Origin of the sequence: Xenorhabdus japonica, from assembly GCF_900115195.1 — a bacterium.
Lineage (GTDB): Bacteria > Pseudomonadota > Gammaproteobacteria > Enterobacterales > Enterobacteriaceae > Xenorhabdus > Xenorhabdus japonica.
Window position 1 is genome coordinate 39,696 of sequence record NZ_FOVO01000018.1, and the last position, 26,218, is coordinate 65,913.

General features: G+C 42.8%; 17 protein-coding genes and 3 pseudogenes. 8 read left to right on the top strand and 12 right to left on the bottom strand.

Annotated elements, in window-relative coordinates:
* Positions 1-17 precede the first annotated feature (17 nt).
* Entirely contained in the window at positions 18-3,764 is a 3,747-nt protein-coding gene (locus tag BM135_RS17690) for a salicylate synthase (protein WP_092519396.1), read from the top strand.
* A 235-nt stretch (positions 3,765-3,999) separates the two neighbouring features.
* Here BM135_RS17690 and BM135_RS08860 read toward each other — a convergent pair whose 3' ends face one another.
* The 4 genes from BM135_RS08860 to BM135_RS08875 form a co-directional block, all read right to left on the bottom strand.
* Positions 4,000-4,467 (bottom strand): hypothetical protein, encoded by a 468-nt coding sequence (locus BM135_RS08860; RefSeq protein WP_092519397.1) that lies wholly within the window; start codon positions 4,465-4,467, stop codon positions 4,000-4,002.
* Positions 4,468-4,786: 319 nt separating this feature from the next.
* Positions 4,787-10,324 (bottom strand): inverse autotransporter beta domain-containing protein, encoded by a 5,538-nt coding sequence (locus tag BM135_RS08865; protein WP_092519398.1) that lies wholly within the window; start codon positions 10,322-10,324, stop codon positions 4,787-4,789.
* A 330-nt stretch (positions 10,325-10,654) separates the two neighbouring features.
* Positions 10,655-11,374 carry a tyrosine-type DNA invertase gene (locus BM135_RS08870; protein WP_092519399.1) on the bottom strand — a complete coding sequence of 240 codons (720 nt, stop codon included), beginning with the start codon at positions 11,372-11,374 and terminating at the stop codon, positions 10,655-10,657.
* Between the two features lie 354 nt (positions 11,375-11,728).
* Positions 11,729-12,343, bottom strand: a complete 615-nt coding sequence (locus tag BM135_RS08875; RefSeq protein WP_092519400.1) for a hypothetical protein — start codon at positions 12,341-12,343, stop codon at positions 11,729-11,731.
* A gap of 163 nt (positions 12,344-12,506) precedes the next feature.
* On the opposite strand from BM135_RS08875, the gene BM135_RS08880 reads away from it, so the two are divergent.
* The 4 genes and pseudogenes from BM135_RS08880 to BM135_RS17415 all read left to right on the top strand — a co-directional run.
* On the top strand, positions 12,507-13,748 hold the full coding sequence (locus BM135_RS08880) for a Tm-1-like ATP-binding domain-containing protein (protein WP_092519401.1): 1,242 nt from the start codon (positions 12,507-12,509) through the stop codon (positions 13,746-13,748).
* A complete protein-coding gene (locus BM135_RS08885; RefSeq protein ID WP_092519402.1) occupies positions 13,735-14,583 on the top strand; it encodes a phosphoenolpyruvate hydrolase family protein in 849 nt (282 codons plus the stop codon). The genes BM135_RS08880 and BM135_RS08885 overlap by 14 nt, the downstream gene beginning before the upstream one ends.
* Before the next feature lie 382 nt (positions 14,584-14,965).
* Positions 14,966-15,382, top strand: coding sequence for a phage protein NinX family protein (locus BM135_RS08890; protein ID WP_092519403.1), 417 nt, complete (start codon positions 14,966-14,968; stop codon positions 15,380-15,382).
* Between the two features lie 110 nt (positions 15,383-15,492).
* Positions 15,493-15,639: pseudogene (locus BM135_RS17415) on the top strand (ISKra4 family transposase); the annotation flags it as partial.
* A 34-nt stretch (positions 15,640-15,673) separates the two neighbouring features.
* Here the strand turns inward: BM135_RS17415 and BM135_RS08895 are convergent.
* The 7 genes and pseudogenes from BM135_RS08895 to tnpA all read right to left on the bottom strand — a co-directional run bounded on the left by BM135_RS08895 (position 15,674) and on the right by tnpA (position 22,572).
* Entirely contained in the window at positions 15,674-17,752 is a 2,079-nt protein-coding gene (locus tag BM135_RS08895; RefSeq protein ID WP_092519404.1) for a peptidase domain-containing ABC transporter, read from the bottom strand.
* A 3-nt stretch (positions 17,753-17,755) separates the two neighbouring features.
* Entirely contained in the window at positions 17,756-18,976 is a 1,221-nt protein-coding gene (locus BM135_RS08900; protein ID WP_092519405.1) for an HlyD family secretion protein, read from the bottom strand.
* 1 nt (position 18,977) lies between these two features.
* Entirely contained in the window at positions 18,978-19,793 is an 816-nt protein-coding gene (locus tag BM135_RS08905; protein ID WP_245737348.1) for a hypothetical protein, read from the bottom strand.
* A 44-nt stretch (positions 19,794-19,837) separates the two neighbouring features.
* Positions 19,838-21,016, bottom strand: a complete 1,179-nt coding sequence (gene xyeB, locus BM135_RS08910; protein WP_092519407.1) for a cyclophane-forming radical SAM/SPASM peptide maturase XyeB — start codon at positions 21,014-21,016, stop codon at positions 19,838-19,840.
* Between the two features lie 53 nt (positions 21,017-21,069).
* Entirely contained in the window at positions 21,070-21,225 is a 156-nt protein-coding gene (xyeA, locus tag BM135_RS08915; RefSeq protein WP_092519408.1) for a XyeA family cyclophane-containing RiPP triceptide, read from the bottom strand.
* Positions 21,226-21,662: 437 nt separating this feature from the next.
* Positions 21,663-21,740, bottom strand: a pseudogene (locus BM135_RS08920) (IS1 family transposase); the annotation flags it as partial.
* Positions 21,741-22,142: 402 nt separating this feature from the next.
* Positions 22,143-22,572 (bottom strand): annotated as a pseudogene (gene tnpA, locus BM135_RS08925) (IS200/IS605 family transposase).
* A 566-nt stretch (positions 22,573-23,138) separates the two neighbouring features.
* On the opposite strand from tnpA, the gene BM135_RS08930 reads away from it, so the two are divergent.
* A complete protein-coding gene (locus BM135_RS08930; RefSeq protein WP_092519410.1) occupies positions 23,139-23,939 on the top strand; it encodes a DUF1460 domain-containing protein in 801 nt (266 codons plus the stop codon).
* A 274-nt stretch (positions 23,940-24,213) separates the two neighbouring features.
* A protein-coding gene (locus tag BM135_RS08935) for an IS5 family transposase (RefSeq protein WP_422646157.1) occupies positions 24,214-25,021 on the top strand; the annotation gives its coding sequence in 2 pieces (ribosomal slippage) (positions 24,214-24,477 and positions 24,479-25,021; 807 coding nt in all).
* On the opposite strand, the gene BM135_RS08940 is transcribed toward BM135_RS08935, so the two are convergent.
* Positions 24,975-25,253, bottom strand: a complete 279-nt coding sequence (locus BM135_RS08940; protein ID WP_092519412.1) for a DUF4158 domain-containing protein — start codon at positions 25,251-25,253, stop codon at positions 24,975-24,977. The genes BM135_RS08935 and BM135_RS08940 overlap by 47 nt on opposite strands.
* A 280-nt stretch (positions 25,254-25,533) precedes the next feature.
* On the opposite strand from BM135_RS08940, the gene BM135_RS08945 reads away from it, so the two are divergent.
* Positions 25,534-26,154 carry a hypothetical protein gene (locus tag BM135_RS08945; protein WP_092519413.1) on the top strand — a complete coding sequence of 207 codons (621 nt, stop codon included), beginning with the start codon at positions 25,534-25,536 and terminating at the stop codon, positions 26,152-26,154.
* The last annotated feature ends 64 nt before the right edge of the window (positions 26,155-26,218 follow it).

Consider the following 26,218-nt stretch of genomic DNA (forward strand, 5'->3'; position numbering starts at 1 on the left):
ATTAAGGAAGAATACTGATGAAATGGGCACTCCCTGTACATCCGATGATTCGCCCGTGTCTGACACCCAGTAGCGAACCAAAATATACCCTGTTAATCTGCCCCTTTGCCGGGGGCAGCAGCAGCGCATTCCGCCAATGGTCTACTCTGAAAAATCCAGGCATAGCCGTTTCACTGGTGATTTATCCCGGACGTGACAACCGCATGAATGAACGTGCAGTCACCGAAATTGCGCCATTAGCGCAATCACTTGCTGATTTGCTTATATCACTCACACCCGCACAGAGAGAGAACCTGATACTGGTTGGCCACAGTATGGGGGCTCAGGTCGCTTTTGAAACGTGCCAGCGTCTTGAACAGCATGACTGCTCTCCTAAGGCACTGGTACTTTCGGGGTGTCATGCACCCCATCTTCAATCCTGCCGTCAATTGAGTGGGTTACCTGATCATGAATTCATTGAACAACTGATTGATATCGGCGGTTGCAGCCCGATTTTACGGGAAGATCCTGATTTGTTGTCGCTGTTCTTACCCATGCTCCGTGCCGATTTTTGGGCTACGGAGCATTATCACCATGTTATTCAATCTGATTTAGTCAAACTGCAAACACCAACCCTGTTGCTTTATGGCAACGAAGACAAAGAGGCTTCCGCTCAGGAAGTTCAGCAGTGGCATCACTGGCTTGCCGGTGACAAACAAAACCTTTCGTATTGTTGCCAAGAGATTGCCGGCAACCATTTTTATATCACGCAAAAACCGCAGAGTTTTATTCGTCATGTTACCCAATTTATGCAATATGTTTATCCACAAGGAGTTCGCATAATGGCACCTTATTCAATCCCAGAAAAAAATCTTACTATGACGCCAGACTATCTTTGGAATGGCGAAACCATAGACCAACAGCTTGCCGGATGGTCGAGTCTCTGGGGTGATAAAACCGCGCTGATTTACCAAGAACAATTCGATCAAGAACAACGGCTGACTTACCGTGAACTCCATCAAGCTGCGGAAAGGCTGGCAAGTGGATTATTCCAGCACGGAATACGTCGTGGCGACAACGTCATGGTGCAACTGCCTAACCGCATCTCCTTTGTTGTCACCTGTTTTGCTCTGTTTAGATTGGGTGCTCACCCCGTGTTATTAATGCCGACACAACGGGCACATGATGTTCATGCACTTTGTCAGATTGCTCACCCAGTGGCGTACATTATTCCGGATTGCATCCACGGTTTTGATTATCGGGAAATGGCGCGGGAAGTTGCGGCATCTTGCCCTGATATGCAGCATGTCATTGTTGATGGGGAAGCAGAGGAATTTACCGCATTGTCCTCCATTGATGGTGAACCACTCAATGTTTCCGGTCCATGTTACGGCGATATTGCCGTACTTCTGCTGTCAGGCGGAACGACAGGGACACCGAAATTAATTCCGCGTACTCACGATGCCTATGCCTATGATTTTGTGCTCTCTGCCCGTCTGTGTTCAATAAATACCGAAAGCGTTTATTTAGCCGTATTGCCTGTTGCGCATAACTTCACCTTAGGCAGCCCCGGCATTCTGGGTACACTTTCTCAGGGCGGATGTGTACTCCTGAGTGACAGCGCCAGTTGTGATGAAGCCATGCCATTAATCGAACAGCACAAAGTAACACATATTGCGCTAGTACCGGCGCTTGCCCGACTCTGGGAGCAGGCTCGTGACTGGGAACAGAGCGACCTCTCATCCTTGCGTTGCTTACAAGTCGGTGGTGGCCGGCTCACACCGGAACTGGCAGAACAGGTTATGGCACGCCTTGGGCCTTTGCAGCAGGTATTTGGTACAGCGGAAGGCTTGCTTTGCTATACCCGACTGAACGATCCCTATGAAGTCATTATTAATACCCAAGGTCGTCCATTATCAGAAGAAGATGAGATCAAAATTGTTGATGCCAATCTGCAACCTGTTGCGCCCGGTGAAGTAGGCGAACTGATTACACGAGGCCCCTACACTATTACGGGGTATTACCGTGCAGAGCAACATAATACTGTCGCTTTCACTACTGATGGATTCTACCGCACCGGCGATCTGGTTCGCATAAGACCAGATGGTAATCTGATCGTTGAGGGACGAATCAAAGAGCAAATCAACCGCAGTGGCGAGAAAATCTCGACGCAAGAAGTTGAAACATTGCTGCTGCAACATCCAGATATTGATGATGCCGTTGTCATCGCGGTTCCTGATGAACTATTGGGTGAACGAATTTGCGCTTGCATACCAAAGAATGGCAATCAACCAGAACCTACTCAGATGCAGGCATTTTTGCATCAGAAAGGCGTTCAGCGCCATAAAATCCCTGATCAATGGTTGTTTGTGGCGTATTGGCCATTAACCACCGTAGGAAAAATCGACAAACGCCAATTAGTACAGATGGCACAAGCAGAACATGGAAGTCCAATGCAGCAATATCATGAACACACTATCGCTATTACCAGTACTCCATTAGATCTGGTCACCCACTTGCTTGGAGATAATAATGCACAACCTTGTACACTCTATGAAATCAAAGAGGAATGGTCATTGGGAATAGGCTGCGCAGCCACCATCAGTGTAGATGCATCAGGGCAACTAATTGATTCAAAAGGCAATCATCACCCATATGATATCAGTACATTAAGCCAAAAACTGGAGCTGGCGCTCAACGCCCTTCCTATCAAAGACTGGCGTGCTTATGGCAGAACATTATTTGAATTTTCCCATATGACATACGGGATACCCTTAGATCCATCATTAAAACAGCAAAATGAAGCATTAATAAAAATCACTGTTCCACAGCATGAATTACGCATTACTCAAGGACAGGTTCTGATACGGACGCTTGAAGAAAACCAGATCACCATATTGAGTGAGAAAGTCAGGCTGGCTGATCAAGCAGGCACACCAGTTTTCCCATATACAAAAGCGCTGGAAATTATCAACACGGCAGACGCGGCGAAACATTATCAGGATAATGTAGCGAATGCGGTTAAGGACATTGCCGCAGGTCACTACCAAAAAGTGATCCTGTCACGCAAAGTTGAGCTTGGTTCAAATGTTGATATAACACACAGTTACTGGCTGGGCCGTCAGGCTAACACACCTGCCCGCTCTTTCTTCCTACGGGATGAAGAATTTTCTGCTTACGGTTTCAGCCCAGAAACCGTGGTTGAGGCCGATGATTCTGGTTGGGTCAATAGCCAACCACTGGCAGGCACCAGGGCATTGACACATAATAAGGAGCAGGATCAACGGCTGAAAGCTGATTTACTTTCGGATCCGAAAGAAATCGCTGAACACGCAGTATCTGCCAAACTCGCATTAGAAGAACTGGCTCCGATTTGTCAAGCAGAAACACTTTGTGTAACGGAATTTATGGCTGTTCGTGAACGTGGCTCGGTACAGCATTTGGCATCACGCGTAAAAGGATTGCTGCAAACAGATAAAAATCGCTGGGATGCTTTCATTGCCCTATTCCCGGCAGTCACCGCGTCAGGGATACCGAAAAAACCTTCTTTGGAAGCCATTTCTCGTTATGAAGGTGAACCACGCAGGCTTTACAGTGGCTGTGTCATGCTGCTGGACAGCACAGGCAAACTGGATGCTGCGCTGGTATTACGTTCTTTCTATCAACATAAAGGACGCAGTTGGCTCCAGGCTGGTGCGGGGCTGATCAGAGATTCAAAACCAGAACGAGAATGGCAGGAAACCTGCGAAAAACTTGAATGCATTATGAAATATGTTCGCTCTTAATCGTGGTAAAAAGATTAAGAGTTTATTGGGATAGGTAGTCATCATATTTCGGGGGAAACCAGAGAGGTATCTGGTTTTCCCAAAATGGTTAGTTTTTTATGATTGGTAAAACCAGAGCGACCATGCAGTTACGCTGAATAATACCTTATAACGAACTCACAGAACCGTCGCTCACGTTGAAATAGATAAATAAAGTGGATGATGACCAGATTAAAACTAATTAATATTATTTCTATTATAATTTTATTTTTCCTAAATATTGCATCGCCTGTACACGATCTCCCATTGTTGCAGATTTTAAATATTCTAATCTTTCAAAGAACTGGATTGCATGATCCCGCATCGCAATTAAAAATTCATTTTTCTCGGTAGAGGTTTTGACCTCAGAGTGACAATTGACACTTATGCACACTCTTCTATGCCCTTTCAATGGAATGAATTTTACTTCTATTGGCTGATCAGGAAAATAGCATGAAAATTCCTTATTTTCATAGACCAATAGTAATCCTTCAGCAAAAAACCCCCAAAGCCAATTTATGTCATCCCACATTGCTTTAGTAATAAGAGGCTTACCATTGATGGTTAATTCCAACGCACCTTCAATATAATCACTGTTTTTGACATACCCTTCATATTGAAAAATGTCAATGAATTCATCTCCAATTTTAATATATGAATTTATACTTATGTTTGTATATATCATTTTTACCTCATTCTAACTTCGGATAAAACTGGTCTATTTTTCCTCGTTTAAATCCAACAATATATAGGTGGCCTTTGTATTTCCCTTGAATCTGAAATCTACCATGTCCTTTCCTTATTAAAATCTTTCTGTGTTTCTTCATTTTGTTTCCTGTTTTACAATAAAAAATTGACCATATCACTTAAATAGAGATATATAGTCCTCCCAAAAAACGGGAACATGAATGTTTGTTTATAGCTGATGCACAGTATCACTGATAATAGAAAAGACCGCCTCGTATGAGGCAGTCTTTTTCAGATTAACAATAAACGGAAATAGTCTATTTACAAATAATTCTCCCCGCAATATTATCTCTACTGTTATCAGATTTGCTGCCATTTGATAGGTCTACGGACATGTGATCATTTACATTCGCATGGCCTACCGGATAAGGAGTAGCAGATTTATATCGAAGATTATTTACAATAGGCCAACCCAAACTAATATCTATCTTTTTCCCTTGCTGAGCGTTATATAGACTTACTAACTCATCTGCTGTAGGCAATGAACAATAGGAATTAGCTGTAGGCCATTTTGCTATCGTCCAACTTTCTCCAACTATTTCCTCTGTTCCATCTGCTTTCCATTCAACAGATAATTTGGGCTTTTTAAATATGATTCCACCTACAGGTGTTTCGTTAACCATATGCCCCCAATAATTAGCTAGGTGTGTATCAGGACTGGTAATCACGGTAAAAATAACATCCTGTATCTTTTCCTTAGCATTGAACTTATCATTCGCGGTAATAACTATGGGGGTTTTTAACCCGATACTGCTCTGATCAGTGACTTCAATAACCAGTTTACCATCCTGATCAGTACGACCGATGTAAGATTTATCCTTGGTGTAAGTTTCTCCGTTAATCTTCAGTTGCGTGGTGGCATCAATTTTATCCTTTTTTGCACGTCCCATTGCCTTATCCAGTTTCACTTCAATGGGCACTCCGCCAACGTATCGGCCTCCTGTTTTTATGGTATTGATAGTAAGTATAATGGCCTTATCTTTCTCAACTTTCACTGCCATTGAACCATCAGCATCTTTCTCTGGCGTATCTGACGTGATGATGAAGTCATCCGCAATCCCTTTCACAGTACCGTCCGGATTGCCCCCGGTTACATTACCTTTTTGGGTTTCCTGTTTGGTATCCGTTGCCACTGATTCACCCAGCATCATTTTATTATTACCCGACTTAAGCGGACTGCGGGGCACCATGGCGAGCTGGATAATCCGGCCGCTGTCTTCGAGTTTCAGGTTATACGGTGGTACGGTTCCACTTGTCTTGATGTGATGGTCAGGATCATCAACCAAATCGGAGATCCTTTTCTCTGGTGAGGTCGGTGCAGTGGGGTCATCGGAGTCCGGATATTTAATGCCCCAGAGATACACGGAATTATCCACATCATCCTTATCATTCTGCTTAAAGATGTACGAGCCTGTCAGTGCTTGCCCCATTTCCAGCGTCCCGTTAATTGTTAATCCCTCAATGATAGGCCCCCTGTTCGGATCAATAATTGCCCCATCAGCAGTTCCTCCGATAAGGGTATGATCCTGACCCGTATTGATCACCGCATCAGTTCCGGTTTCCCCAAGGCCATTTTTCGGTGTGATGGTGATTTCCAGTAGTCTGCCGGTATCATTTATACCCAGTGTATAAGAAGGAATGGCACCACTTGGGATTTTTCTTCCATCAACTGTTCCCTTAGCTTCAGGGTCTGATACCTCCTCCCGTGGCCCGCCGTTTTTATCCTCCGGCCTTAAACGCTTCCAGACATAGATGGAATTATCCGTGGCATTTCCGTTGTGGGCATTAAACTCATACTTAGCGGTTAAGGTTTCATTCAGGTACAGTTTGCCTTCCAGCAACAGGTTATCAATGGATGGTTTTGCCGCCGGATCAAGGATAGTGCCCGGTTTTGCGCCTTTGGCGGTAGTTTTGTTGATATCGGTATCTGTCATACCGATATCCACCGTTTTGGGATCACCCGCTTCGTTGTTACCGTTAACCGGCTTCACGGTAATCGCAAGGGTTTTCCCTGCATCGGCCTGTTCCAGTTGTTTGCTTAGGGTGCCGGTTTTGTTCTGGGCATTTTTGCCATCGTCCGGTACGGGTTGATAAGTTGCTGCCGGAGTGCCTTTTTCATGCCAGGCAAACTGGGAGAGATCCGTGGCATCTCCGCCGTTACCATTAAAGGTATACTCAGCCGTCAAGGGTTTATTGATTTCCAGCTCCCCGCTCAGGACAATTTTATCAATAGCCGGTTTGGCACCCGGATCAGCCACACCTCCCTTGCCATTGCCGCCAGTAATGCCTTTATTGGCGTTCGGATCGTTTACATCGGTGGTCAACGGGGCTTTGGCTCGCAGATTGGCCTCGTTCGCTGCCAGTACCGACACCTCCAGTACCTTACCAATATCACTGCGCTCAATGGTGTACTTCACCTTGTCCTTATCCTCCGCCCCGGCAGCCACCCGGCCTTCACCGTTTTTCTGTGCCAGTTCTATTGGCTCTTTTGTTCCTGCGGCATCTGCCAGTGCAATGACCCGTTTTGCCGTGGTGCCTTTCTCGCCCCAGACATAGAACGAACGGTCAGTGGCATTGCCCTCTTTGGCATCAAACTGATAGACGGCATGCAGGATACCATTGACATGCAACACCCCTTCTAGTTGCAGGTTGCTGATGCCGGGCGCCTTGTTTTCATCAAACTCAATCACCATCTCCTGCTGCCTGTCCGTGCCATCAATAGTAGTGGTCAGTGTCCAGTTGCCGGTTTTCTGCCCAGCGGTGACAACTACTTCGTATACCCCGTCTGACACCTCTTTCACTTCACCGATTTGTGGATCTTTGCCTTCACCCTGCAATGTCCCTGATGCATTGACCTTGATGCTGTCTTTTGCTCCGGTGACCGGTTTGCCCTGTTTATCTTTCAGTGTAATCCGCAGGGTTTTGGTGGAAATGCCATCAGCTGCCAGCGCATTACTGCCATCTGCCGGCTCAACGCCGGGGCTGCTGGGATCGAGTATATCCGCCAGTGATTGCCCAAAAATAATGGTGGCAGGACGTTTCATCTGCTTGCCGAACACTTCCGGCGTCAACGTCCATTTGCCTTTTTTCGCCCCAGCGGTGACCGGAACTTCATAGCGTCCACTGCCCGGCGGCACTTCTTTCGCTTTGCCGTAGGAGGGCATTGTCTCACCCTTGCCGTACAGCTCGTGGTTATCCGGGATCAGGCTGATGCTGTTTTCTGCCCCGGTGATGAGGTGCCCATTAATATCTTTCAGGTTCAATTTAATAACCGTGGTATCCCCTTCATTGGGTAGTTCGCCTTTTTCCGGAATAAACTCAGATTTGTCCAGATCAACCAGGTCGGCTTTTGACACGCCAAAGGTAATTTCTGTCGGGGTTTCCAGTGGCTTGCCCTCTATTTTGGTGGTGATTTTCCATTCACCAGTTTTATCACCAGCCTTGACTTTCACCTTGTAAATCCCGCTGTTTTCCGGCTCTTCCCAGACTTTATCAATGACGGGTTTATTTTTGCCGTCACCGGTCAGTTGATCGCCGTTGTCTTCAAAGGTAATGCTGTCTTTGGCGTTCGGGATCGGATTGCCGGCTTTATCTTTCAGGTGCAGGGTCATGATGGTGCTGTCCTCGTTATCAGCGGCGAGGACGTTCGTGGCGGGTGTAAACTGTGAGCCCCGGGTATCGACAATCTCCGTCAGCGACTGACCAAAGGTGACAGTGGCCGGTTTCAGCGCCTTGCCGTCTACTGTCGGGATGATTTTCCAGATGCCTTTTTTCTTGCCAGCGGTCACTTTGGCTTTATAAATCCCGCTGCCCGTCGGGTCTTCTCTGACTGCCCCCAGTGACGGGTTGGGGTTCTGACCGTACAGTTCGCTTTTGTCATCAACCAGTTTGATTTTATCGGCTGCGCCAGTAATAGGGTTGCCGTCCTTGTCTTTCAGGTTCAGAATGATTTCGGTACTGTCACCCTCCTTGTTCAGGGCACCATTTTCCGGCTTAAATTCGGTCTTATCTGTGTCGATCATGTTTGCCAGCGAATCACCAAAATCGATGACCGTTGGTGTCAGTTCATGACCATCCACTGTGGGCGTGATTTTCCATTTACCGTGCTTAGTGCCCGCAGTGGCGGTGACCTCATAAATGCCACTGCCTGCCGGCACTTCTTTGACCTCCGTCCCCAGCGCCGGATCTTTACCGTCACCGGTCAGTTTTGTTTTATCATCGGTCAGTTTGATACTGCCTGCCGCACCGGTGACCGGCCTGCCGTCCTTGTCGGTCAGTTTCAGGCGGATAACCGTCTGGGTTTTACCGTCTGCCACCATCGATTTGTCGGTGGGTTCAAAGCCGGAGCCGGCAGAGTTAACGGCGGAAGCGATGACCTGTATTTGGGTTGCCACCCGCTCAGAGGCATTGCCCTGATTATCATAGGCGACACCGGACAGGGTGTAAGTGTTGTTGCCTTTTTCGTGGAACGGCGGCAGGGTCAGCAGATAATGCGTGCCGCCACGCACAGATTCAGCGGCTAAGTTAGCTGACTGCGCCGGTGCACTGACGTTTTCCAGCTTACCGCCACCCGCCAGTAAATTCGCCGTATCCCAGACAATCTCTTTCAGGCCATGTTTGGCGCTGACACTGACATTCAGCGGGATCACCGCGCCGCCGCGTCCGCTAATCCGGTTTTCCATCATCAGGCGGATCAGGTTTTTCTTGCGGTACTCCAGTACGATTTGGTTATTGCGGTCAACCAACTCATAACGGCTGCCTTGCAGGCTGCGTTTAAAGGCCATCGCATCGGGGTCAACCTGTTTTGACCACGGCGTGCCGATTTCATAATTCAGGCCGAAATTAAACCGGGTTTCCCCGCCGCCGGCAGCACTCTGCCGGCGGTCAAGCCCCAGTGTTACCAGAGGGACAGGGGTATAGCTAACGCCGAGGGTAAAGGCGGCCGGATTTTTCTGCCGGCGTTCTTCGCTCAGCAACCCGACCTCATCCCCGAAATACTGCTCATAAATTAACTTACCGCCCAATTGCGGGTAAGACGGAACATAGCTCTCCGCCCGTAAGTCAAAACCGTTGGCCGGGCGCTCTTCGTAGTCGTTCAGTTTCTTGCCGTCTTTCCAGCCGCTGGCGCGGAAATAGCCATTGGCACCGAAGCGCATAAAGTCACGGGCGTATTCAGCGCCGACGCCGACGCGGGTGTGGTCACGGGTAATATCGTGGTCAAGAAAGGCGTTGTAGCCGAACATACCGGTATCGAGGAAATGACGCTGCCCCAGCCCAAAGTTGGCGGTGGTGCGGCTGTCAATATGACGCAGGCCAAACTGGGTAAAGGCCAGCTGTTTTTCGGTGTCATACAGCGGCAGCAACATATCAAACTGGCTGCCGTCCAGCCGTCCACGGTCATCCACATTGGCCTGTAATTTCACCGTCCCGTAACGTTGCAGCCAGTTTTGCAGCGTTTGGTTCGCTTCACTGACCGCCAGGCCGCGCAACTGGTTTTTGGTACTCTCGACAAGATTGCCGCTTTTCAGCATCCCCGCCGCTCGGGAAGCGGCACCGGCCAGCCAGCGTTCCGTCTCGTTTGCCGGTGTTTCAGGCACAGCGGCCTGCCGCAAACTTTCTGCCAGCAACTCATGGGATAAGGATTGGGACGTCTTAATTTCATCCCCTGCCGCCAGTGCGGGTGTCAAAGTGCCGGCCACAGGAAAGGCAACCTGCGCAAAAATATTCACCCATGCCACCCGCTTAAGACGGTGGCGTTGCTTATCTGTCCACGGTTTGTTTTGCTTCTTTTGCATGTTTATCAACCTTTAGAATCAACATTATCCCCAGCAAGCGTTATCAAACGCTGATGCCATTGACTCATCCCAGAGCAGTGTTGCTATCCACATGTTGTTATTGACAATTTGTTATTTACAACGTGAGTTGACATTTAGTACCAAACTGTCAACTGAGGATTTTTTGCCCGAAAATGACGATTTAAAAGTCAAATAAACCTGCTTAAACAAACATTTAAGATAATTAATCTTTCGTATTTGGATGGTATATAAAATTGAGAAAATGCATAGGAAGAGAGGAAAAAATATTATGGACTACAATAGAGAAATGGACTCAAAAAAGATAATTTATTAATTATTTAATATCAGTTGGTTACGCAGCTTTTTGCTGATAATAAAAAAATGAACTAACTTTAAAATAGGTTCAATTAATGTCGTTGACAGTTTGGTACTAAATGTCAACTGTTTTCGTTTTCCTTTTCCATTCCATATCGTCTCAAACCGACCTGCATTACTCGCCGTATAGCGTACTGTGTGGCGAATATTACGATGCCCTAAATAGTCCTGAATCAAGCGTGTATCCACGCCATTATCAGCTAGTGCATAACCACAGGCATGCCTTAACATGTGCGGATTCGCGCAAATCGACAATTTGGCCTTTAAACTGGTCTGTCGGATGATTTTATAGGCCTGCTGACGTGACATACGCTGACCATTCCGGGACAAAAATAACCAGTCAGGTTGCTCATTGCTGATTTGCTGCCCATCCAATAATTCCGATTTCTTCGGTAAATACTTCGAACGTTCAGCCAGCCACTGACGTATTAATTGAACTTCACGCGATACCATCGGATGAATGGTAGAAAAGCCATTTTTCAATCGTTGAACCCGTAAACTTTTTCCTTCCAAATCAACATCAGAAATTTGCAAACTCAATAATTCGGATACTCTGAAACCGTGAATAAATCCCATAAACATCATACAGATATTACGGGCAGCATGAGCATGCTTATTTAATTCATTAAGTAATAATTCAATCTCAGTCTGAGTCAGATACTTGCGTTTTAACATGGTCTTTATCTCCAGATAATAATTAGAAAAGAAGTCATTAAGGATATCTGAATAATTCTTGCTCATTGTTTGAAAACTGCAATGTTAACGACAGAATAGAAAAGTTTAATTAAAATTCTTCTTATGATTAATAAATAACATTAAAAATTTTGAACAATTCATTAATAAATGAACTCAAAGGAATGATTTATTTCAATATAAAAAGAACATGAAGTTATTTAGTTCAATAAAAAATAATATAGACTTCAATCCAAATGACACTCACTATGTTTCACTAGTTTCTAATTTAAATTTAAAGCATTACCGGGCTTTTGCCCGGTTTTTTCGTTCGTATAAGATTTTTTATTGATTATTTTAGTTTTCAGCGATGGCTTGACGGATGATCATTTTTGCTGCCCAAGTAGTTAAATTTATAATTTCCTCGTTTTCTAAGTTAAAAGTATCTTTCAGTACAACCATAGCCTCTGTACCGTATAACACTGAAAGTAACATAACAATTTTATGTATAGTGTCATCACTAAGCTGGTTTTTAAGAGGTTCTAGAGCAAGTGAAAGTGACTCTTTGCGGTTGCTCTTTTTTATAAATGATAGCTGATTGCAATTTTCTTCTGTAGATACGGTTTCTTGCCAACGAAGCTGTGCTATACGTAAAGCATCCCTCATCAATGCTTCATGCTCTTCTATTTGCCCATATCCCCATTTGAACAGTTTTTCAACATTCTCTTCCGCGTCAGAGCCTGTTTTGGGTGCAACAAAAGAACCAATAACTTGTTTTACAACATATTCCACAAATTCATTATGGGTTTGAAAGTAACTACGCAATGTAATCTTTGCATACTCTGCCTCATTGCTAATCTCTTTAGGGGATGGAAACATTTTTTTACTATATAGCTTCAAAGCGGCGTTAGTCATCCTCTCAAGAGTACGGCGTCGAATTGGTGATAGATTTTTTTCATCAAATAACATCATTCAAATACCTTAAAAGGGTTGGTTGAACATCGATTAAAGCCAAAAATATCATTAACAATAAAAAATATCCTTAAGGATAAAAAATATCTTGCATGGTACTAAATATTAGCATAGCTTTACATTCAACTTTTCAAAATTTTTTCATGTCCACGGAGTTAGTGATATGAGTCGGTTTGTAGGGATCATTGGAACAGCAGACACAAAACTGGAAGAACTTCTTTGGTTGAAATCTTGTTTATGTCGTACTGGTGTAGATTCAATGATTATAGATGTATCTACCTCAACGCCAGTAGATGATAAACAAAATGAAAAGGTTGATATATCTCCATTCCAGATCGCTGGATACCACACAGAAGGGGTTGACACAATTTTTTGTGGTGAACGAGGTAAAGCGATTTCAGCAATGTCTATTGCTTTGACGAATTTTTTACACAATTCAATCGACGATATCGCAGGTGTAATTGGTATAGGTGGTTCAGGTGGAACAGCATTAATTACACCTGCGATGCAGAACTTACCTGTTGGATTACCTAAAATAATGGTATCAACGATGGCATCAGGGAATGTTGCTGGTTATATCGGTTCCAGTGATATTGCTATGCTCTATACAGTCACTGACCTTTGTGGATTAAACAGTATTTCTCGCTCAATATTATCTAATGCTGCAAATATGATGGCTGGTTCTGTTAATTATATGATGCCATTAGTCAAAGCAAGCAGACCGAGTTTAGGGTTCACCATGTTTGGTGTTACTACACCATGTATTAATCAGCTTACCGCAGAGTTAGATACCAAATATGACTGTCTGGCTTTTCATGCTACTGGTAACGGTGGAGCAAGTATGGAGAAATTAGCTAGTGATGGTCAGTTACTTGGTGTCTTAGATATTACATTAACAGAAATTGCGGATCTGCTATTTGATGGCGTTCTGGGCTGTCCTGATACTCGCTTAGATGTCATTGCAGAAAAAAGTATTCCATGGGTAGGTAGTGCTGGTGCACTGGATATGATTAATTTTGGTTCAAAAGAAACAATACCAGAACGTTACAGAAATCGGACATTTATTGAGCATAATGCGCAGGTAACGTTGATGCGAACTACACCTGAAGAAAACTATCAGCTTGGCGTCTGGATAGGAAATAAGCTCAACAAATGTAATGGGCCAGTTCGTTTCATTATTCCAGAAGGTGGATTTTCTGCTCTGGATTGCCCTGAGAAGCCTTTCTATTTACCAGCTGCAACGCGGGCGTTCAGTGATGGATTAGAAAAAACGGTGAATCAAACTGAACAAAGGAAAATTATAAAAACACCTTCCCATATTAATTCACCGCAGTTTTGTTCTCTTGTTAAACAACACCTTGAAGAAGTAATACAACACCAGGGAATTTTTAATGAAACAGTATGATCAAATTATTAAAACAATTAAGCAAAAAATTGAACGTAATGAACTTATTATCGGAGCAGGAGCAGGTACAGGCCTTTCTGCCCGTAGTGAGGAGATAGGCGGTGTAGATCTTATCATTGTTTATAATTCAGGGCGTTACAGAATGGCGGGTAGAGGCTCATTAGCCGGATTAATGCCATACGGTAATGCTAATCAAATTGTTAGAGAAATGGGAAATGAAATATTACCTGTAGTTAAAAAAACTCCTGTATTAGCTGGGGTTTGTGGAACTGACCCATTTTGTAATATTTCTCTTTTTCTTGATGAGCTTAAAGCTCAGGGTTTTTCAGGTATTCAAAATTTTCCAACAGTGGGACTTATTGATGGAAAATTTAGACAGCACTTGGAAGAAACAGATATGGGCTATGGACTGGAAGTCGAGCTTATTCGTCTAGCACATGAAAAAGGGATGTTAACTACTCCTTATATTTTTGGTCCAGACGATGCAGTGGCAATGACAAAAGCAGGAGCTGATATTATCGTTGTGCATTTGGGACTGACAATTGGTGGTGATATTGGCGCTTGTACTTCATGTGATTTGGAAACCAGTATATCCCTGATCAACACCTGCTCTTCGGCGGCTAAAGCTATCCGAGATGACATAGTAATTCTGTGTCATGGTGGGCCTATTTCGGAGCCTAAAGATGTTGCCTATGTTTTGGACTCTTGCCCTGACTGTCACGGATTTTATGGAGCTAGCTCTATAGAGAGACTGCCAACAGAAACGGCTATTAAAGATAGGGTGCAAAATCTTAAAAAAATAAACAGGAATAATAGGGTTTATGATTCAAAATAATCAAGGATATTGATATTTTTAGTTGAGTAGTAAGAAATGATGTTCTAGGGGGAATATCATTATTTAATAGATACTATGTGGTGTGGTATGAAAAATTAAGATAATAGACCGGACGTTAAGTTCGATCTATTATTTTTTATATCTATCATATTAATAAATAGGTGGTTTTTAATTTAAATTCATTATATGAAATTTAAACCTAATTAGAATTAGACAGTAGATTTTTATTATCTAAATACGATTAATTATTTGTAATCGTGGGGGGTTTATCATCAACGTGATGGGAATATATCTTTTCTAAATGAATGGGATATGAAAAATAGCCTCAAAAATGTTTTGAGTAGAAAGGTCATTTAGCTACCAAATAAGTAGAAAGGACAATATGAAAATTAAAACATCAGAACTTACTGGTCGTGCGTTGGATTGGGCTGTGGCTGTTGCAATTGGCGCTACAGAAAAAACTCTACCAAGTGGAAGGAAATGGATGAAATTATCTGATAGTGACTATTATGTTTCCAATCGCGGCTTGTATAATTTTGATCCATCTACAGATTGGGCGCAATGTGGGCACTTGATTGAAAAATATGACATATATCCATCTAGATTATACGAGTGTTCGGAAAATAATCTCAAAAAATATCAGGCAGGAACAGGCTTAGCATGTATGCGTGGTGAAACCCCAAAAATCGCAGTTTGCCGTGCTGTAGTTGCCACTCAATTAGGTCGCGAGGTTGATATTCCTGATGAGCTGATAGAAAGAGATATAGCGAACTATGCAATAAGCAAGATTGTGGCATAAGCTCAGGAAGAGATGGGGGTAGGCCCACCGGAGCCTGCTGTCGGAAGCCGGCTTCAAACCGCCTCAGTCTGGGCACTGGTTGCCCACCAACGGGAATTGAAGTGATGTGATGGAGTCAACAAGGGGCGCATTACTTACTTCAGACACGCATAGCGGTACTTAATGATGATTTGAAAACTCAATTTGAGCATGGGTATCCGGGCATAAAATTAGGTGACGAAACGGAGCATTATTGGACAGAAACGGTTGCTGCATAAATGCCCCAAAATTTTTTTGCTCTCTGCATGTATGTTAAAAATTTTTCTCCATCCATGCATTCAATTGAAGGTTAAAGATTCTATCCGCTGATTTAATCATTTCTGGTCGATGAGCAACGAAAATACGAGTTATTGGTAGTTGGCTAATAGCACGCGTTATTTTTTGTTCGTTATCAATATCCAGATCACTTGTTGCCTCATCAAGCAGCAAAACTCTGGGTTGGCGATATAACGCCCTTGCGATAGAAATGCGTTGACGTTGTCCTCCTGAAAGAGTGCTACCAATATCTCCAATCATTGAATCATATCCCTGCGGAAATGAGCCAATTTCATCGTCAATTGCAGCATAATTGGCACATTCAGCCATACGTTCCATATCTGGTGACTCTGAGAACCCAGTGATATTTTTCTGTAGGGTTCCGGCTAATAACTTGTCATCTTGCATGACAAAAGCGACATGTTCCCTGATAGCTCGTTTTCCTATACTGGATATACTTATCCCGTTAATTAAAATATCACCCTCAGTGGGTTCATACAGTCCAGCCAGTACATGAAGCAGTGTTGACTTACCACATCCAGATGGTCCAATAATGGCTACGCTTTCCCCTGGCATAACCTCAATATTTATGTCTTCAAAGATGTTGGGTTCGCTTGGTGAATGACGGAACGATAGGTTTCGGAGCACTATATGTCCATTTAACTGAACGGGCGATCTTTCTCCTTCATCCCGTTCTACGGGCGAAACAGCAATATCAGTCAGGCGTTGACTGTGCATAGATACCAGACAAAAGTCAGAAACGGCGTTTACTAGCCTCACTGTACGAGTGATCACCATGTCAGTATAAAGCATCACCGCCAACAATATGCCAGTAGTTATCCCCTTATCAAACCCTAAAGCGCCCACGCTAAGCACGTAGATACCCGAAAAACCAACAAGAAGCATGGCTGCCGTATTGGTTAAAAGATCAAGTTTGAATAGTTGGTTTCCTGCGTGTGTGCTGTTGACAACGTGATTTACCCACTCCCGCCGACGAATCGGTGCCAGATTCAGCATTTTGATGGCACTAATAGCTCGAATAGTCTCAAGAAAATGGGACGACTGAACCGCTTCAAATGCAATATGTTCAATTTTACGGGTTCTGTACATAGAAAATAGACCCGCTTTCAGGGCGACATATCCCATGGCTGCAGCTAGCGGACCCATTGCCAAGAGAGGTGAATTAGTAAAAATGATGACCATTGAGATGATGATGACAATGGCATCAAGTATAGACGCTACCATATCAGCCGTAAAAGCTTCTTGGATGGCAGTCAGAGACTGAAAACGTGACGTTATATCACCGGTGTGACGCTTTTCAAAAAATGGTAGAGTGAGTCGGCTAAGCCGATTAAAGAACATTTCAGCCCATTTCACTCCAAGCGTATAACGAAGGTTCATCAATATCCAAGCTCGAATCACAGAAAACGTAGACTTAATCAGTAACGCAGAAATGACTACGATCCCGATAAAAAATATTCCTTCACGATCCGAGGACTGAACGAGTGTGTCAATGGTAAATTGTGACGCTGCGGGCACGGCAATAGAAAGTAATTCCACCAAAATAGAGAGCACTAGAACGCCGGAAAGAATACGCCTCAACCCCCTGACTCCGCGGAAAAGGTCAGATACAGACACATTCATTTCCATCGGTTTTTTGTCGAATGTCTCCGCAGGCCAGGCTTCCACTATGAAGCCAGTAAATTTGTCTGACAATTCACGCAATGTGATACTGCGACGACCAATGCCAGGATCATGGATAACGGCATTACGATGTGTCACTTTGACTAAAACTACAAAGTGATTGAATGACCAGTGAAGAATGACCGGGCGGCTGAGCGAGCGTAGATCGTCAAGCTCTATTCTTGAAGCACGGGCCATCATTCCCACCCGTTCAAATGCCGTTATAAGTTCCCGTACTGTCATCCCGTGACTAGTTGCTTCATGGATAGTACGTGCTGATGCGAGATCTACACGTTTACCGAAGTAGCCGGTTATCATCGCCAAACATGCTAACCCGCACTCATTTGTTTCTGACTGTAGAATCAGCGGGGGTTTTTGCCAGGAAAAAAACATTTGTCAACTCTCATTTATAATGCGGTTAATACTCTGTTTTACAGGTGAAAAAAGCCACTCCCAGATGCGCCGATGTGCGGTCAATATATCAGCCTCAACTTCTACCCCCGCGGGAAGAACTCGTGTACCAGCCTCTGGCACTATCAGTACACGAAATCGTTGATTATTTCCCGTAAGCCCCTCAGGACTCGTACTTACGGTCGCAATGGTGCCGGATACTTTGCCAAACCTTTCCCATGGCAGTGATGCAACCCGCATCACTACATGCTGGCCAGTTTTTACTTCTTGCAACGCAGACGGAGGAAGCCACATTTCAATGAGTGGACGAGCGTTTTCTGGCACGACAACTGCTGCGATCTTGCCCGCTGTAATTCTCTGGCCTTCCAATATATTCATTGATGCTATAACACCATCAAGTGGCGCTACAATACCAGACTCCATCATCGCAGATGCATTAATCACCTGTTGTTGCAGAGTGACTTTCTGTTGTTGTATCCCAGTAATAGATTGTTTTTCTTGTGCTTCTGACCGAGCAAGCGCGTTCACTAATTGAAGCCGCTCCCCTTGTGCACGCGCTATACTGATTCGATGCATGTTCAGTTGAGCAATGGAATTATAATATTCTTTTTCGCGTTCGATTTTTTCTTGCAGGGTAGTGACGCCTTTTTGGAGCAACTGCTGATAAAAAGCCATACGTTTTTTCAGGCTGACAGAACGTTCTTGTTCGGCAGCGACTGCGACCCGGATAGCTGCAATTTCAAGGTCTTTGGTACTGATTTCTTCGCGTAAGAGCTGACGTTCCCCGTCTCCTTCTTTGCGACGCTCTGCCTCTCGCTTTTGTAATTCGGTTATTTGGTGCTGAGCGGTGTCCTGCAATGCCTGATTCACTCCGCCTCCGGCGTAGGTTACATCACGCGAAAACGTCGCAATTATGTCTCCTTTTTTTACTTTTTCTCCTTGGTGTACCTTGATATGGCCAATTACTCCATCTTGACTAAACACAACCTCTGCAGCGGCAGGCGTATAGATTATTCGACCGTTTACAGATACTCTCTTGGCATAGGTAGTAAATAAAAGGAGAGTTATCACCAACAAAACTCCCATGGCGCCCCACAGGGCAACCGGCAGCACTGATGGTGCTGAAACGGTAAAATCACCCAGCCACGCATTTTTTTTATATTGTAGAGCCTCAGGGCGAAAAATAGAGTTCTCTTTGTTCATCATATTAACGATTGATATAGAACATGCTTTTACGCATATCGATGATGACTTGGTGGTATCGCATAAAATGCATGCCTAGCAGGCCATCAAAATCTAGTTCCTTAGGAATTAACCCATTGGATACAATGACTAAATCATCACGAAACTTGCCTTTTTCGTCTATCAAATTTATTTTTGTTACTCTGCATTCTGAATTGGATGACTCAGGAGCAACAGCACGACAGCCTAAAAAAAGAGTGCCGACTGGCAAGCGATTAGAGAACAAGATGGAGTGGCTAGCGGCAGTATCAACAATCAAATGTAAAGGTGTGTTACCAATGTATGCAGTAATACGTAATCCTGACTTTGTTTTTTCTAGTGGATAGGATAACCAGTTATTAATGTCTGCAGGAAGATGTTCCAGCATCTGTAGTCGATCGTTTTTAAAGTCCATCATAACTAGCCTATCGTGAAACATTCCACGTCCCAATACTTCGTTAATAGGTTGTTCGCCTCCTATGGTTAAACCCCATGGTTTAAAACCAACAACTTCAACATTATCAAAAGGGATATTGGAAATGAGTAATCGATTAATCTTCCATGCAGAAACTTTGTTTTCACCACCGGAAACATCAATCAGCTTACGAGGTGATTCCTGGGTAATTTTTAGACTTGGATTGGCAACTAATTTTTCTATATTATGTTTATAAAGATGCATACCTTCCCCACTACCAGTATCTAACATTAACGTGTGGTATCTGTTGTCAATCTTAATATCTATTAACGGCAGTCCACGTGCGTCATATCGAAGCCGCCAAAAGTCAGTAGGAAGATCCGCCATACTACTTCCGGAGAACAGGAATATTAGCAATGAAAACCACTTTATCATGATTTAATCCCCAAATTTTTCATTATGATATCCTCCGATATTCCAGATTCAATCAGATGCGAAGCAGCACGACTCATGATTTTTCTTATTGAAGGGCAAAACACAGATTCACGTTTGAAATCATCTGCTTTTGAATATCGTTGAATATGGCGACCACCGCCACACACTTTTTTCCAGATGCAATCAGTACAGGCGGTTGGTAGTTGATTATTCACGGTCATATACTTTTGCATCTGCCATGAAGCAATGGTTTCTGAGAGCGTCAAATTTAGAATATTACCAATCGATGTAAATATAGGAGCATTAGTCGATCTGAGCGTATCGTCAACATAAATATCACCTTCGGAACTAACCGTGAGAGCGATAGTGTCATTCCCTGATTTATTTAACCCCATTACTGGGCTAAATTCTGAGCTTAACATTGATTGCATATGTGTAAGAAAATAACGTACATATACATCCTGATCTGCATCAGAAAAGAACGCATCAATTACTGAACAATAAAAATCTGATAAGCCATCAGGGTTTGCGCATGTATCATGACTTTCATCAGGAATAAGGAAGTCAAATTTTTTGCATTTCAAAACATCTACAAAATGGCGATATATTTCCGCTCCTTTTACTGACGGATTGGCTACACATAAAATACCGGGTTGATCTATCAGTCGCCCCGCATTCCAAGCTTCCTGTAACATCACCAATCCACGCACTGTACCTTCGTAGGTACTACGGCCTTTTCTGTCTAGGCGGTATTTGTCGTTTATGTGTTTAGGTCCATCAATAGATATACCAACACTGACATTATATTTGGAAAAAATATCAATCCATTCATTATCAATAAGAATGGCATTTGTTTGGCATGCTAGGTTTAATTTTGTTTTATTATAACCCCCTGAAATAAACTCGTTGCAAGCATTTTCAAATTTTTCCTTGCCCATCATTAATGGTTCTCCGCCATGAAAATCAACCTGGATTGTTTCAATGTCGTATTCCTGAGATGCCTGCTCAAAGAACGCCCTCAGATCTTTAATGGTGCTATGAGAAATAATAGGTTTTGAATTTATTGATATTTCATTTCCTAAATTGAAAACATAGCAATACGTACAATTAATATTGCATCGTTCACTTACTTTTAGAATTATTTCAAGATGCTTTATTTTTTTCTTTTTAATCATGGTGAGCACCACAGTTAGTATTGTGCAGGGTGATTACCCTGCACAATATCAGGTTATATGGCTCTATTCCAACGCGCAAAGACGTTGATCCAGCCACCAGAAACGCTATCCATCAGGTTTTCAACAAGCTCTTTACGTTCTTGTTTTTTCTCTGAAGAATTTATTACCTGCGCATTATTTAAAGCTATTTCACGTTGTAATTCGCTCATATTTATGTCCTTTTGATTATTAGTTGATACAGAACTTTGTAGCAGCAAGATAAATATACATCATCAACTTTTTTTTAAAATATTTAATTTTTATTTATAAGTTAATAAAGCAAAATAAAGCCACCCTCTCTTTGTTTAATTATTTAAATCTCATGGAAATTATGGTGATAATAATTAACTCCATTGACCTAAAATAAAACAAATAAAATAAATCATTTAAATGCAATTAATTATAAATCCATTTTTTATTCATATAAGTATATAAGTAAGTTCAACTCAGTGAAAACATAAAATTATAGATATTTTATTTAGTTACGATAGAGAAAGAACAACTAAATGTACTTCATATACGGATATGAGTTTATTCCATTTGCAAAATAAAAGGAGAGCATAAATCTGTGGGCACTTATGCAGCAATAGCTGGTTATGATTCCAATTTACTGATAATGTTGAATATTCAAATAATACCCAATGACTCTGTCATGCATTTCTACGGATTTTGAAAAAGACAGGGTTACGGCGTACAACCCCTAATAGGTAAGATTTTAAAACACTGTATACAGACTATTGAAGAACTATAGAATATAATTACTAAACTCATATAAAACAAGCTCCAATATAGAAAGTTAATTTGATCGAGTTTATTAATAAATTATTTATTATTAAAATAAAACACCATGAATTAGCAGGAAACTAATAATTATAAAACTTGGATTCACATATTTAAGTGCAACACTGTAAATGTCATGATATCAATTTATTGAATCATGTGTAGTATGTCTATTTGGAGAACATTCAGATGGCAAAGATTGATGTGACCTGAAAAGCCCCCTTGAAACTCAACAACCACCTACTAAAGTAGGTGGGTTAGTAATTAACGGACTAAAAGTCCGGATACGCATCGGCTGAACGATGCGTCAATTATCTATCCTGAAGTTATCATCTGGGTTTGGTTCAAAATGATGCTCCAGATAAGCCTTAATCATCTCTTCTGTTAACTGACCCACTGTGGCACAAAAATCGCCTCTGCCCCAAAAATGCTGCCCCCAGTAGCGCTTCTTCAGATGAGCAAATTCTTCAAACAACTTGCTCGCTGTCCTTCCCTTCAGTCACCTCATGATCTCTGAAGGCGCTAATGTCGGGGGAGCAACTCACCAGTATGTGAACATGATCTTGGCTCACTACACCACTTACTATCCTAATCTCAAACGCTTCACATGTTTGACGGACTAATTCACGCACCCGCATACCGACTTCACCTGTCAGCACTTTGTACCTGTATTTTGTTACTCACACAAAATGATATTCAATCTGGAATACCGTGTGGCTGCTATATCTGTAATCCATATTGCACCTCTAGTGCAACACAGTATCGCAGCTAAAGCTGACCGACTAAAGTCGGTGGTTTTAACCTTTCATATGGAAAAATAAAAAAGGGGGAAATTATATTGGTATACATACCATTCCCTTGTTTTGCGGCTGTCAAAACTGATGGAAAAGGCGGGAGAAACAGTAGGCCAGATTTTATTCTGGTTCTATTGGCGGCGACGACACCAGTATCCTGCACAACAATGTCATTACCCTCGCAGGAATAATCCTCTGATTACAGAGCAATTACGGCTGTAGTACTAACAATCCCTTTCCTCTTCCTAATCGTACACACTGATGACTGGAATATTAATCGGCTATGCCCGTTGTTCTACCGACAAGCAGGATTTGACCGCCCAATAGGAAGGTCACTTTTTATTCACAGGAACAGCCTTGTAAACTCGATTCAACATCGCTGTTCAGGATTGACTAGAGCGTGATTGATGATTTTCAGCACGTATGATTAGTTGTTGATGACTTTTTAGTTGCTATTCAAAATAAATTACAATATCAATAACGTTGTTCATAACAACGTTAGGTAATAGATGATGAAATCACCCCTACTCGCTCTGCTTGCATTTTCTTTAATTTCGTGTTCTTCAAATGATCAGCCAGGCTATCCCATCGTGATGAGTGATAATGCTATAGAAAAAATCAATAATATTATTGAACGTGATATAAAGCCCAACACAACTCTTAATCAGGGGGAATTGATTGATCATGTATCTGCTTCATTTTTAGGGACTCCCTATCTTGCCGACACATTAATAGGAAGCCCTGACCAGCAAGAAGCTCTCGTTATTAATGTCGATGCTGTTGATTGTTTTACATACCTTGATTATGTCGTTGCTCTGACAAAATCATCAGATATATCTTCTTTTCTTAATTCACTAATCAATACACGATATAAAAATTCGAATGTCAGCTATTATAATCGCAAGCATTTTTTCACAGATTGGTATGCGGTATCCCCGCAAAATGCGATTGATGTCACTTCAACGCTCAGTCCAGATGCCATCACAATAGAAAAACTGTTAAATCAAAAATCAGATGGTGGTGAATATATCAAAGGATTAGGGGTCACTCCCCGAATGATAACTTATATTCCGGGGAAAGCGATAAACCAAAAAGTTATTGATAATATGCAAGATGGCGATTTGGCGGGTGTTTATTCTCCGATAAGTGGATTAGACGTTTCCCATACAGGTATTGTTATTAAAAAAGACAATCAAGTTTTGTATCGTAATGCGTCATCTTTGTCTAAAAATAACAAAGTTGTCGATATATCTTTTATTGAATATATGCATTCAAAACCAGGCGTTATTGTTTTACGTGCTACGAAATAGTATGGCAAGGGCTTTTGTGAAGCCCTTGACTGTTGTTCTGTTATTTTTGCAGGTTGGTTCTAAATTTCCCAGAGGAGGTCTAGAACAAACGGGTCTAAATTGACCCGTTGAGCAGTGGGGGTTTCTGTCGCATTAACAAAGAAAGTACAAGTGAAGATCTGCGGAATTTGAACATCGGCATTCATGAAATGGATAACGAAATAGCGGTACTTTCCCGTCAGAAATCATTCAGAATCTTTTTTGAACGCAGTTGTTTTTCATGTATCCTGTTGGGATGAGAAAAGCCTACGTTAGTGACATTAGTCGAGAAGTATTTAAGGAAATCGCCCCCTTGCTGCTCAGCGGTAGAAAATGCACACAGCCTCGGAAAGTCGATGTCTATGAGATGTTTTGTGTATTGCTGTACTTGCTTAAGAGCGGCTGCCAATGGGACATGCTACCCAGTGATTTCCCCTGTAAAAGTACGGTGTATTACTACTTCAAACTTTGGAAAGAAAAGCCCTCGGAAACCGAACCAAGCCTGCTGGAGCAGGCTTTAAAAAAATGTGGTTGGCAAGGCCCGTACCAACCGTGGTCGGAACGTCACCACGACCTGCATGATCGTTGATGCGCAAAGCGTGAAGAACACGGATACAGCCCGTGAAAAAGGCTATGATGCCGGTAAAAAGGTTTCCGGTAGCAAACGCCACATTGCCGTGGACAGTCAGGGGGGTGCCCATGCGATTACGGTGACGACGGCCAATGTGACGGACAAACAAGGAGCATTGACGGCCTTTACCCTGCATAAGAAGTCGCTTACCCGCGTGACGAACGTATTGGCGGATGGCGGTTATACAGGAGCTACATTCGCAACCTGTGTGAATGATGTACTGGGAGCGACTGTTGAGATAGCCAAACGTAGCGAACCCCATACTTTCAAGGTCATACCCAAACGGTGGCTGGTCGAGCGCTCGTTTGCTTGGCTCGAAAAGTGTCCGAATTTATTAAAGCACAACACTAAAGAATGCGATGCATTCATTGAACATATATCGGGGATCAGTATAGATAGTAGATCTGGCAAATATACTGAACATCCGGCCTGACGACCTTCAAATGGAATTTGGGAATAACTGGCTTAGCCCGGAAATACCCAATAAAGAGAATGAAATAAATTCGGTTTTCGAGTTTCTCCATTGCGCGGATGTGTTCAAGAAGTGTGTCATTCAGGGCAAAATATTCTTCACGTTCTGTCTGATTGAATTCCGGGCAGTGATACAGCTCATCAATTTCATCGGTTTTAAGAATTTGTATCCGGCTTGGGAGCGTCGGCTGCATGTTTTTCCTTGATAGATCTTTTTACCAAAAAAAGTTGTCAAAAACGTTCACGGCGAGTACTGATAGGATGTAGTTCAAGTTGACATAAGGCAAAACCGCCCCACCTATCATATAAGGTGGCTTGGACAGCAAATTTACCCAGAATATCCGGCATGCCATCAGTTTTAGTCAAAATCAGGGAGGGGCAGCAAAACAGAATGTGAGCTGAAGCAATGTATTGCCTAAAACAGGTTGGTAGCCTAAAAATTACAGACCTAACTCGAATAGAGGACTGACTATCATGAGCGATATAATCCACAAAGACGATGTAGACGAAACGTCGATTTCAGTTACTGGTGTCATAGAGAAGGACTTGGCAGAGTATTCAGTTTCAACACACCTATCTAATCTAGTGGTAGATGATTGTAGAGACAGAAAGTGCCTAAAGAAAATAAAAGATGCGATCGCCATTACATACAACTATAACAAGAAGCCGGAAGATGACAATGTCATGCTGTTTGTTGCCGAGCACAGACCAAAGAGTCATACGATTGCGAGAGGAAAAAAATTCTCCTCCCCATGCGTAGCTTCCGTAAAAATGGATGTAGGCATCAACTCAAGTGTAGATGTGAGTTTTTTTGAATTGGAGGCCAACTCAAGTAAGAAAGAGAGATCCGTTATATTTTCCATCCTAAAGGATAAAAAAAATAACCTCATTGCCAGATACCTTCTGGACGATGGAAAAGAAAATGAGAAAGAACTCGTCAAGCTTACGGAGCACAACAAGTTTGGACCTTATGATATATTTGAAGTAGAGGTTATTCTTCACATATATAAAGCATCTCCACACGTTGTGGTTAAGTTTTACAGCCAAGCGAATAGTGGCTGGGTTAGGGCAAACGGGTCTAATTTATACAGATGAAAATCCCACTGTCAGGATTTTCATCATATAGCCATTATCCCAGCCAGCCTTCTGGCGCTTAGTC

Bases quoted from the DNA above. Each gene is read 5' to 3' on its own strand.
- BM135_RS17690 (WP_092519396.1), top strand. From the start codon at position 18: ATGAAATGGGCACTCCCTGTACATCCGATGATTCGCCCGTGTCTGACA.
- BM135_RS08860 (WP_092519397.1), bottom strand. From the start codon at position 4,467: ATGATATATACAAACATAAGTATAAATTCATATATTAAAATTGGAGAT.
- BM135_RS08865 (WP_092519398.1), bottom strand. From the start codon at position 10,324: ATGCAAAAGAAGCAAAACAAACCGTGGACAGATAAGCAACGCCACCGT.
- BM135_RS08870 (WP_092519399.1), bottom strand. From the start codon at position 11,374: ATGTTAAAACGCAAGTATCTGACTCAGACTGAGATTGAATTATTACTT.
- BM135_RS08875 (WP_092519400.1), bottom strand. From the start codon at position 12,343: ATGATGTTATTTGATGAAAAAAATCTATCACCAATTCGACGCCGTACT.
- BM135_RS08880 (WP_092519401.1), top strand. From the start codon at position 12,507: ATGAGTCGGTTTGTAGGGATCATTGGAACAGCAGACACAAAACTGGAA.
- BM135_RS08885 (WP_092519402.1), top strand. From the start codon at position 13,735: ATGAAACAGTATGATCAAATTATTAAAACAATTAAGCAAAAAATTGAA.
- BM135_RS08890 (WP_092519403.1), top strand. From the start codon at position 14,966: ATGAAAATTAAAACATCAGAACTTACTGGTCGTGCGTTGGATTGGGCT.
- BM135_RS08895 (WP_092519404.1), bottom strand. From the start codon at position 17,752: ATGTTTTTTTCCTGGCAAAAACCCCCGCTGATTCTACAGTCAGAAACA.
- BM135_RS08900 (WP_092519405.1), bottom strand. From the start codon at position 18,976: ATGATGAACAAAGAGAACTCTATTTTTCGCCCTGAGGCTCTACAATAT.
- BM135_RS08905 (WP_245737348.1), bottom strand. From the start codon at position 19,793: ATGGCGGATCTTCCTACTGACTTTTGGCGGCTTCGATATGACGCACGT.
- xyeB (WP_092519407.1), bottom strand. From the start codon at position 21,016: ATGATTAAAAAGAAAAAAATAAAGCATCTTGAAATAATTCTAAAAGTA.
- xyeA (WP_092519408.1), bottom strand. From the start codon at position 21,225: ATGAGCGAATTACAACGTGAAATAGCTTTAAATAATGCGCAGGTAATA.
- BM135_RS08930 (WP_092519410.1), top strand. From the start codon at position 23,139: ATGATGAAATCACCCCTACTCGCTCTGCTTGCATTTTCTTTAATTTCG.
- BM135_RS08940 (WP_092519412.1), bottom strand. From the start codon at position 25,253: ATGCAGCCGACGCTCCCAAGCCGGATACAAATTCTTAAAACCGATGAA.
- BM135_RS08945 (WP_092519413.1), top strand. From the start codon at position 25,534: ATGAGCGATATAATCCACAAAGACGATGTAGACGAAACGTCGATTTCA.